This window comes from Texcoconibacillus texcoconensis (genome assembly GCF_014202575.1).
In the GTDB taxonomy this organism is placed as follows: domain Bacteria; phylum Bacillota; class Bacilli; order Bacillales; family Salisediminibacteriaceae; genus Texcoconibacillus; species Texcoconibacillus texcoconensis.
On sequence record NZ_JACHHB010000024.1, the window covers coordinates 1 to 9512 of the forward strand.

7 protein-coding genes and 1 pseudogene are annotated in these 9512 nt (G+C 40.1%); 2 read left to right on the forward strand and 6 right to left on the reverse strand.

The window, feature by feature from the left end:
- The first annotated feature begins 597 nt into the window (after positions 1-597).
- Positions 598-1506: a DMT family transporter gene (locus tag HNQ41_RS16225; protein WP_184665490.1), complete on the forward strand. Its 909-nt coding sequence runs from the start codon at positions 598-600 to the stop codon at positions 1504-1506.
- Between the two features lie 388 nt (positions 1507-1894).
- Here HNQ41_RS16225 and glnA read toward each other — a convergent pair whose 3' ends face one another.
- The 4 genes from glnA to HNQ41_RS16245 all read right to left on the reverse strand — a co-directional run bounded on the left by glnA (position 1895) and on the right by HNQ41_RS16245 (position 7057).
- Positions 1895-3256, reverse strand: coding sequence for a type I glutamate--ammonia ligase (gene glnA / locus HNQ41_RS16230; protein ID WP_184665496.1), 1362 nt, complete (start codon positions 3254-3256; stop codon positions 1895-1897).
- Positions 3257-3491: 235 nt separating this feature from the next.
- The gene (locus tag HNQ41_RS16235) at positions 3492-4766 is read right to left on the reverse strand and encodes a methionine gamma-lyase family protein (RefSeq protein ID WP_184665491.1); all 1275 of its coding nucleotides are present in this window, start codon (positions 4764-4766) and stop codon (positions 3492-3494) included.
- Between the two features lie 18 nt (positions 4767-4784).
- On the reverse strand, positions 4785-6056 hold the full coding sequence (hflX, locus tag HNQ41_RS16240) for a GTPase HflX (RefSeq protein ID WP_184665497.1): 1272 nt from the start codon (positions 6054-6056) through the stop codon (positions 4785-4787).
- 29 nt (positions 6057-6085) lie between these two features.
- Positions 6086-7057: an AAA family ATPase gene (locus tag HNQ41_RS16245; RefSeq protein ID WP_184665492.1), complete on the reverse strand. Its 972-nt coding sequence runs from the start codon at positions 7055-7057 to the stop codon at positions 6086-6088.
- Positions 7058-7800: 743 nt separating this feature from the next.
- On the opposite strand from HNQ41_RS16245, the gene HNQ41_RS16250 reads away from it, so the two are divergent.
- On the forward strand, positions 7801-8055 hold the full coding sequence (locus HNQ41_RS16250; RefSeq protein ID WP_184665493.1) for a hypothetical protein: 255 nt from the start codon (positions 7801-7803) through the stop codon (positions 8053-8055).
- 70 nt (positions 8056-8125) lie between these two features.
- Here the strand turns inward: HNQ41_RS16250 and HNQ41_RS16255 are convergent, their stop codons facing one another.
- Together HNQ41_RS16255 and HNQ41_RS16260 are read right to left on the reverse strand one after the other, a co-directional pair.
- The gene (locus HNQ41_RS16255) at positions 8126-8578 is read right to left on the reverse strand and encodes a CBS domain-containing protein (RefSeq protein WP_184665494.1); all 453 of its coding nucleotides are present in this window, start codon (positions 8576-8578) and stop codon (positions 8126-8128) included.
- Between the two features lie 170 nt (positions 8579-8748).
- Positions 8749-9327 (reverse strand): annotated as a pseudogene (locus HNQ41_RS16260) (peptide-methionine (S)-S-oxide reductase MsrA); the annotation flags it as partial.
- Positions 9328-9512 lie beyond the last annotated feature (185 nt).

The window sequence follows — 9512 nt, forward strand, 5'->3', positions numbered from 1 at the left end:
ACATCTTTATTGTTTCATTGACAGAATCTTAAATAAGATCCCGCTGGTCGCTTAGCTTTTTGTTTAGTTTTCAAAGGTCAGTGTTTCAGTCGCTCTCTCGAAGCGACAATTAATATAATATCACTATAACAACATTTCGTCAATAACTTTTTTTGAAATAGTTTATTATTATTTGAAATGAGTTACCTTTCAATTTAATACACATTACTATTACGACGCCTGTACCAAACTGATGAAATCTGTATTGGCGACTTTTTAATACTATACAGAAAAGAACTTTAAATAGCAACAGGAAATGATCACCAACAAAATACAATATCTAAACTTCTCTTTGACACTTTTCTTAAGTCATGCTTAACATTCTATGAAAAGAGCTACTACAACAATATGACTCCATTCATTTACCAACTTTACATTCTCCTGAGCTTCATTCATGATTATTAGAAATAACACCAAATTAAAGTTCAAGTTATCTCGATTAATTCCACATATAATAGTAGATAAACGACAAGTTGATTAAAAACCACGAAAAGAAAGCATATATTTTTATTTCGCCAATTACAGCTAGGAGATGGTATTATCTACGCTTACATATTAATGATATTTGTTGTGATGTTTTACGCCGGAAACATTCTGATTGGTAAAGGAATGAATGAACTCCCTCCTTTTACGATTGCTTTTTTCAGATTGCTCGTTGCTTTCATTCTCTTATTACCGATTGGCCTTCTTGCCGCTTGGAGAGATCGCAAAAGATTCTGGATCTATAAAACACCATTCTTAATCATGACCCTTACTGGCATTACTTTTTTTAACACCTTTATTTATGGGGCATTACAATTTACATCAGCATCAAATGTCGCAGTTTTAGAAACAGCAATACCAGTTATGACCGTAATATTGAGCGCCTTGTTATTAAAAGAGAAATTACGATCTATTCAATGGTTCGGGATATCACTATCTTTTCTAGGGGCCTTATCAGTCGTACTTCAGGGCGGGATTTTTGAATTGTCGGCCATGAACTGGAACATCGGCGACGCAATTATGATTGGTGCTATCATTTGTTGGGCTTTCTACTCAATTCTCGTTAAGCAATATATGAATTTATTCCACCCTTTTGGTTCACTTCTTGTAATGACCGGGATTTCTGTTCTCATTTTGTTTCCATTTGTCATAGTAGAATGGTCTATTATAGGAATTCCCTCATTCGAATTACCAAGCCACCTTATCGGAACATTATATCTAGGAATATTCCCTTCATTTATCGCATTAGTGTTTTATAACCGCGCCGTAGATTTCCTCAGTGCATCCCGGGCATCCGTATTTTTAAACTTCTTACCTATATTCACAATGGTCGGTGCTTACTTTTGGTTAAACGAAACAATCACCCTGTATCAAGTATTCGGTTCACTGATTGTTATCTTCGGCGTTACATTAACGACATATTTCAGTAAGAGCAGTGAAGAGAGCAAAGAGAATATTAAAGAAGAAAAACAAATCATTGAATGAGTGTCGATAACCAATCAACTCCCAGGGCTAGGAACCCCACCCTAAAACTCATTCAATAATACGTAATAGGGACACATTCCATGGACCAACACCGTTCAACGGCAAATGCATGGCACACCACTTCCGACAACTTTTCGTAAAATTTCCTTAGCCAATACAGCACCTGATAAAAACGAATTGTTCAAGATAATAACCCCCCCCGTCATATTTGCATGACGAGGGGGTATTCTTTTATTAAGATCTTTTTAATGTTCGGTTCCCGAGGATCGACAAATATGATAAGAATTGTTGATTTAGTTACCCGGCAAATGTCCGGCAAAATCACTTTTAAGAAAACCTTATATTATTTGCTCGACTAGGAAACTCAGTTAAATCAAGGAGTTAAACCTTAATACGTGCTCATATACTGCTCTCTCTCCCAAGGGTGGACTTGCGTACGGAACATATCCCATTCAATTTCTTTCGCTTCCGTGAAGTGTTCTAAGGCATGCTCTCCTAGAGATTGAGTGATTACTTCATTGGCCTTCAAGTTATCAATCGCTTCTTTTAACGTTGCAGGTAAACTTCCAATCCCTTCAGCATTGCGCTCATCTTCATCCATCGCATAGATATTTCGGTCCGTCTCCATTGGTGGCGCCATTTTCTTACGTACACCATCAAGACCCGCTGCAAGCATCGCGCCCATTGCTAGGTAAGGGTTTGCTGTTGGGTCTGGACTACGAACCTCAATACGTGTACTCATGCCACGAGACGAAGGAATGCGAACAAGTGGTGAACGGTTACGCATCGACCACGCAATATAAACAGGCGCTTCATAACCAGGTACAAGTCGTTTGTAAGAGTTTACTGTCGGGTTCGTGATTGCCGTGTATGCTTCAGCATGCTTTAAAGTACCCGCTAAAAATTGCATAGCTGTCTCACTTAACTGAGATTCTGTATTTGGATCATAGAATGCATTTTCTTTCCCTTTGAAAAGAGACATGTTCGCGTGCATTCCAGAGCCATTAACACCAAACAATGGTTTTGGCATAAATGTCGCGTGCAACCCGTGCTTACGAGCGATCGTTTTAACAACAAGCTTAAACGTTTGAATGTTATCACATGTCGTGATTGCATCCGCATATTTAAAGTCAATCTCGTGCTGACCAGGGGCCACTTCGTGGTGGGATGCTTCGATTTCAAAGCCCATGTCTTCTAATTCGAGCACGATATCACGACGGCAGTTCTCGCCTAAGTCTGTTGGTGCAAGGTCAAAATAACCACCTTTATCGTTTAACTCAAGCGTCGGTTCTCCGCGTTCGTCATTTTTAAATAGGAAGAATTCTGGTTCAGGTCCAATGTTAAAGTCGGTGAAACCTAACTCTTCTGCTTCTTTCAAGACGCTCTTAAGGACACCTCGTGGGTCACCTGCAAATGGTGTACCATCGGCATTATACACATCGCAAATCAAGCGAGCCACTTTCCCTTTTTCAGGCGTCCAAGGGAATATCACCCATGTATCAAGGTCCGGATATAAGTACATATCAGATTCTTCAATGCGCACGAAACCTTCAATAGAAGATCCATCAAACATCATTAAGTTGTCGAGCGCTTTTGTCAGCTGAGTAACTGGAATCTCAACATTTTTAATAATCCCTAATAAGTCTGTAAATTGTAGACGAATAAAACGAACATTTTCTTCTTCTGCCATTTTTAAAATATCTTCTCTTGAATAACTCACGAAAATTCCTCCTAAAATATTTAGTTTCATTTCTAAATGTTGTAGTGGCTTCTTCGTCATATCAAAAAGTTGATACCTTCTAAACTCACCACTGTCTGTATTTGATGTTTCTCATCTTACAGGAGGAAAAAAGTGCTGTATACTCCATTGTCAGATTTTCTAACAAAGAAATATCCCCCTTGCTATGTACATCTAGAAAACCGCTTAATAAGTTAGAATTTTAAAGCTGATCCTCTTCTTTCGTTTGTAAGAAGTAACGATTGGTTTATAACGTAATTAGTCCTTCTTCAACGAGCATGTCTAACGCATGGGCAAGGGCTACCTTTACATGTTCAAGGGTGAGCCCTCCTTGTACAAAAGCTTGATAAGGCGGACGTATTGGACCGTCTGCAGTTAACTCTATACTTGAGCCTTGAATGAATGTTCCCGCAGCCATAATGACATGATCAGTATATCCTGGCATCGGACTAGGCTCTGGGAGTACATGAGCATCAACAGGGGATGCCTGTTGAATAGCCTGACAAAAACGAACGAGCGCATGAGCGTCTGGAAACGAGACGGACTGTATCAAATCTGTACGAGGAGCATCATAACGAGGGCTTGTATCCATCCCACATAGCTCCAGTAGACGAGCCGTTAGCATCGCCCCTTTGACCGCTTGATTCACAGTATGCGGCGCTAAAAATATCCCATGATACATTTCTCGTAAACTATCCCCCATCGCTCCAGCTTCTCGGCCAATTCCCGGAGCAGTAAGACGACAAGCACACTTTTCAACGAGATCCTCCCGTCCTGCAATATAACCACCAGTTTTCGCAAGACCCCCACCTGGGTTTTTAATGAGTGAGCCAGCCATCAGATCGGCTCCAACAAATCCTGGTTCGTTCTCCTCTACAAATTCGCCATAACAATTGTCAACAAAAATAATGATCCTTTCATCGAACGCTTTGACAAAACGGATCATCTCTTCGATATCGGCAATCGTAAATGATGGACGATCATCATAGCCTTTCGACCTTTGAATCGCAACCACTTTCGGACATTTTTCTTTAATCATCTGCCCTACTTCCGTAAAGTCTACATGCCCTTTGTGTAACGGGACATCACGATATGTAACCTGAAAATCAGCCAGGGAGCCACTATCACTTTCGTCTTCTGTTCCTCCGATCACGCCATGAAGCGTGTCATAAGGTTGACCAGTCATATATAAAAGATCATCGCCTGGCCGCAACACACCAAAAAGTGCCGTAGTAATCGTGTGGGTCCCCGATGTAAATTGCGGTCTTACTATAGCTGCTTCTGTTTGAAAAATATCAGCATAGATGGCTTCTAGTGTTTCCCTTCCGCTATCATCATAACCGTAACCAGTGGAAGGTTGAAAATGAAATTCACTCACTTGGTTTGTTCTAAATGATTTTAATAACCTTGATTGATGATAAGTTGCAATCCGGTCTGCATTCTCCCAAAAAGGAGCCACATCTTTTTTTGCTTGTTCGATCAAATTTTGGATTCGATCGCTACGTTGTGATGGTTCGTACATTTATTGAAATCTCCTTTGCTATTGATCCTGTTCATTTTTTCGTTTTTCAATTTCACCATAAATCGGTGCATCTTCTTTTACATAACCGGTTACATCATACATTTCTGCATCTTCATTCCACTCAGAAGCGATTTGTATCGTTTCAGTGAGTAAACGGCTCAATAATTTGCCATCATTCGGTGCAACCGCTATTTCATAGAAAACAAAAGCTTTTTTCAACGATTCTTCGAGCTTGGCACTTAGTTTTGTTAAATCATGATCATCAAGCGCTGAAATTAAAATATGATCATGCTCTGTCGCTGGATAGAACGCTGAACTCAATTGATCCCGCTTATTATATACGGTGAGCATCGGAATGTGAGACGCATTGAGTTCATCGAGATGTTCGTAAACAGATCGCTCATGTTCTGTAAATTCCGCGTGCGATCCATCGACGACATGTAATAAGAAGTCGGCTTCTTTCACTTCTTCTAACGTCGAACGAAACGCTTCGACTAACGTTGTCGGAAGCTGTTCAATAAAACCAACCGTATCACTTAGCAACACATTCATCCCTGATGGCAACTTCCATTTACGCGTCGTCGTTTCCAATGTTGCAAATAACTTATCCTCTTCAATCACGCCCGCTTCTGTTAATCGGTTAAGCAATGTAGACTTCCCTGCATTTGTATAACCAACTAAAGCAATTTGAAAAGTTTGATTTTGCTTACGGCGTTCACGATAACGTTCGCGATGACTTTTCGCGACAGCCAACTGCTGACGCAGATCTGTCATCCGCTGACGAATATGACGTTGGTCGATTTCCAATTGCGTCTCACCAGGACCGCGCGTTCCGATTCCACCACCAAGGCGGGAAAGCATCTGCCCTTGCCCACGTAAGCGAGGCAATAAGTAACTATATTGCGCCAGTTCAACTTGCAACTTCCCCTCCTTTGACGTCGCACGCGAGGCAAATATATCAAGAATTAATTGTGTACGGTCAATAATTTTCGCCTCCGTCCACTCACCTAAATTCCTGATGTGTGATGGCGATAGTTCATCATTAAATATGATGACATCCACCTCATATTCATCAGCAAACGCCGCCATCTCTTCCACTTTCCCTTTACCAATCAACAAAGACGGGTGAGGACGGGAGCGCTTTTGAGTGATTGTTGAAACCACCTGGCCTCCCGCCGTCTTTGTTAATGCTTTAAGCTCATCGATCCTATACCAAGCGTCTTCTTCATTTTCTTCTTCTGAAATTAAAGCAACGAGAAGAACTCGCTCTCCTTCAACACTTCGTTTCATTTCATCCACGTTGACGTCACAACCTTTTATCAAGTAAATTTTACGTTTTTTAATGCAATTTCAGCGTCTTGTTTTTTTAAAGTCATTAATGAATCTCGTTCATAATTTCGTTCATCCAATAGTCTAACAGCTTGCGCGCGAATCATGTGTTCAAGAAGGTTACGAATAAATCTTCCATTACTAAAATGCGGCGGTTCCTCTTCTGTAATTTGCGAAAAGGCATTTTTTATCACAGGGTACAGTCGCTCATCGAAGGCATATTGTCTATCAGCTGCCATTTGCTCAGCAATTTGCACGAGTTCGACCACAGAATAATTCGGAAATGAAATATGAAACGGAAAACGTGAGGGAAGCCCCGGATTCAACGACAAAAACCGATCCATTTCTTTTGGATAGCCTGCTAAAATTAACACAAAATCAGCATGTCGATCTTCCATGCCTTTCACCAATGTATCGATCGCCTCTTTACCAAAGTCCTTCTCCCCACCACGAGCAAGCGAGTATGCCTCATCGATAAAGAGAATTCCACCTGCCGCCTTCTTAATTAAATCCCTCGTTTTCTGTGCAGTATGCCCAATATACTCACCGACTAAATCTGCACGTTCTGCCTCGATCAAATGCCCCTTTGATAACACTTTCATATCTTGAAACAAACGAGCGATAATTCGAGCAACCGTCGTCTTCCCCGTCCCGGGATTGCCTTTAAACACCATATGCAGTGCCTGTTGTTTAACAAGTAACCCTTGTTGCCTACGTTGCTCATTTAAATATAGCCACGCATATATTTCTTTTAAAATCCCTTTGATCTCCTCCAAACCAACAAGCGCATCCAAAGACTCCTGCATCCGCTGGTACGGAGCGTGTTCGGGAGATTGCAACCAATCTTGACCTTCCGCTTTCGGATATCCTATCGGCGCGTCACGCACAGCAGGTTGCGGCGTTGAATTCTTGAGCACAACATTGATCTGCCCTTTTCGCCTCAGGTGAATCGACTGTTCCACGCTTTTCACCTTCCTCTATTGTATAGTCGAAAGACCGTGATCACAACTACTATACGCAAACAAACCAGCTGACGTGACAAGAGCCTACCCCAGACACGACACAACAAAAACGCTACAGAAAGCACCACCCAAACAAAACAACGCAAAAATCCGAATATTGTCGAAAAAAACTTCCCTTTTTTGTTAAGAAGAGAAGTTTCGTACGCACTCATCAGATTCCATGAATGTTATGCTGCATAAAGTTTTAAGACACGCTAAGCTAGATAAGGATCCTCACTCATTTTAGCTCTACAACCTAATTTGACAACGGATAAATTTAAAAGCGATCAGTTTATTTTTCCTTCCAAGCGGGAAAGCTGTTAAAAATTACCGAAAGCGCTTGCATAAAACTCACTTAAACAGAATATTCTGAAATTAATCTTGGACAAAATCCTTTGTCGTTTTGTTTCAAATTTTTTAATAAAGCTTCTTACATTTTTCTGCAAAGCATCGAAGTTCAAAATATACAATCTTGATGTTGGCATTACATAGCGTTTATTTCATACTCGTTAACAAATAAAGGATTCGCCTAACAAAAAACACTATTGCCACAGTCGGTAATCATTAAATTGAGTTATGTTTATATAAGTATGGTAAAACGTACAATTATCATAAGAGTTTTTTCGACGTGATCTATGTTTAACTTTATGACCTTTGCGAAAGTGAATAGAATTGATGTTTTAAATAAATAGGGGGTGCATACTGTGGTGGATTTGCAATATGTCATGGAAAATATGTATCACATCGTGTTTTTTTCAATATTATTTATCATTCTTGTATTTGATATTATTTATGGAGAAAAGTTCTTTGAAAAAATCCCTAAGCTATTAACGGTTCCATTATCATTGTTCTTCCTTGTTACAGGTGTTATTGTAGATGACCCATTTTTGTTTGGGTTGTTTTTTCTCACACTAATCGTTGTTGTTATCCCCTACCGTCCAGTCGTATTTGGCGATTAAATCACAGCACTTTAATAAGAGGATACAGCAAAAAGAGAGGGACCCCCCCTCTCAAATTCAAGTGGACAAGTTATCTTCTGTATAGATGTTGCATAATATCACGTCGTGAAATGATCCCTAACAGTTTGTGTTGTTCATCCACAACTGGAAGTCGCTTAATATGGTACTGAAGCATCGTTGTTACTGTATGTTCAATGGTGTCATTAGGATGGACAACCATCACATCAGCGCTCATTACACCCCGGACTGTTTCGACCTGCGATTGTTTCACGTCTTCCATGAATTGATCAGCATCCCCTAGCTCAATAACTCCACCGAGTAGTTCTATCACATCTAAAGACTCGAAATGAGAGACTCGTTTGATTAAATCTCCTTCTGTCACAATCCCTACTAACGTACCACTTTTCTCAACGACCGGTAGTCCGCTAAACTTCTTTTCCATAAGAAGTTTAGCACATCTCTTTACTGAATCATCGATGCCAATCGTCACGACATATCTTATCATTATGTCTCGGACGTACATGACCTCTCCCCCAATGCTTTTTCAAAATGACTCTTCCACTCGACAATATTGTTATTTACATACTTCTACTTCATTTACCTTTCTCCTCTTAAACAGAACAAAACTTCGAAAATCACGCAGGGAAATCAATTTCATATCCATATGACTTATAACAAGTATCAATTCAGGACTTACCAACGAATCTGACTTAATAATATTGTTAGCTCTTCCTTGTTTTCAGGGGTTAAGATCCAATGACCGATTTCTTCTTTGATCTCATGAAGCGTGCCATAGCCCCTGGTGAATCCATTTAAACGTGCGACGAGTGTTGAATCAACAAAGTCATCGTGATGAGAGAAAATGGTGTTCAATGTCTGAACAGCCTTCTTAAACCGTTTCAAATAGTACTTTTGGTGATAATCTTCTGCCATATAAAACGTCGTGTATGATGTGATTTCCGTTTGGATTTCACCACCTAGAATGTGTTCCCATTCTTTCTTTTTATTTTCCGCAATGTCTTTTTGCGTTTGATCATGATAAAGGAGAAGTGATATATATTGCCTCCCTTTATAAAAATGATTTCTGAGGGCGTTATGGTTTTTCCAAAAACCATCTAAAATCTCTTCATATGAAATGATGGTTGAATCAAAATCAACCTCTAACATCTCAGTATGATCTCCGATATTTCGATACGTAGGTGAGGTGGTGGTACCACCTGAAAAACCAACACGTGTTCTAATGATTCCTTGAAGATGACCGAACTGGGCATCAGGTCCCCAAAATCAACCCATGCCAAATGTCGCTGTTTGCACGTTCTTAGCTTGCAAATCATACTCTCCCATGACGATCTCCTTTCGTAATTGAACTACTCGTGATCGAAATCACGAGATTCCTAAGTACAGAAATCTAACGATTTCTAATTGATTAGGCGATCCCCACAGTCCCTGCGGTTAAT